The sequence below is a fragment of the Oleiphilus sp. HI0043 genome, from assembly GCF_001634935.1.
Window position 1 is genome coordinate 1 of sequence record NZ_LWEY01001584.1, and the last position, 1,085, is coordinate 1,085.

The following is a 1,085-nucleotide window of genomic DNA, read 5'->3' on the forward strand; positions in this document are numbered from 1 at the left end:
TTGAGGTTGATAATGGGCGTGGAAGGCAAAGTGCTCCAGCGCATCATTGATTTCCCCTTCAACACGTAGGCGGTGATCAATGGACTCCTGAAGCACATCATTATGGAAGCATATTTTTTTGTGGGGAGTCTTTTTCGCTTCATACATAGCGGCATCGGCGTGCTTAAGCAGTTCTATTGCATCGCAATCGAATTCGTTGATGACTGCTATGCCGATGCTCGCGTCGATACGGTAACGTCGGTCTGATAATTCAAAGTGTTTTTCAAGGTCTTTAAGGCTTCGTTGGGCAACTTGAAGAGCTTCTTGCTCTACTTGCTTGCGAGAGCTACTGAGGTCTTCAAGCAAAATAACAAACTCATCGCCACCAATCCTAGCGATGGTATCGACTTCTCTTATAGAGTTTTGAAGCCGCCGGGCCACGGATACCAGAAGTTTGTCACCCACATAATGGCCTATGGAGTCATTGATTCGCTTGAAACCATTGAGGTCGATAAATATCAGGGCGCCAAAGAGGTGTTCTCGTTTAATCCTATCGATAACTTTCTGGGTTCTGTCCATCAAAAGTCGACGATTGGGGAGATTGGTTAGAGCATCGTAAAATGCAAGTTGTTCTATCTGGGTTTGAGCTTTTTGTTGCTGGGTTCGGAGGTTATGCTTCTCTAATGCAATGCTGGTTAGGTGAGTGAAGTGTTCCAGGATTTCTAAATGTGATTCATTTGGTCTTTGAATTTCAGGAAAATAGACAATGAATACTCCCTGGACCTCCTTTTGGGCCGAAAATATGGGAGTTGCCCAGCAGGCTTTAAGGTTTAGTGTTAGCGATAAATGAGCAAAATTTTGGCAATAAAACGTATTTTGCAGGTCTTCAATAATGATGGTTTCACCCGTCTGCGCTGCTATAGCACAGGGCATGCTATCGTGAGCGATCGGTATGCGGTCAACTTTTGAATGGAATAGCTCGGGTAGGCTGGGGGCTGCCAGTTGACGGAGCTCTTCATTCTCGATAATGAAAATAGCGGTCTTGATATGTTCGTCGACAAGGGCTTCGATATGAATAGCAATATCTTGGAGGCAGAGTTTTAAGT

General features: G+C 44.7%; 1 protein-coding gene. It reads right to left on the minus strand.

The genetic code is table 11. The features are described 5' to 3' along the window. Nucleotides 1–1,085, minus strand: a 1,085-nt coding sequence (locus A3729_RS23520; protein WP_156498095.1) for a sensor domain-containing diguanylate cyclase, incomplete at both ends; no start/stop codon positions are given.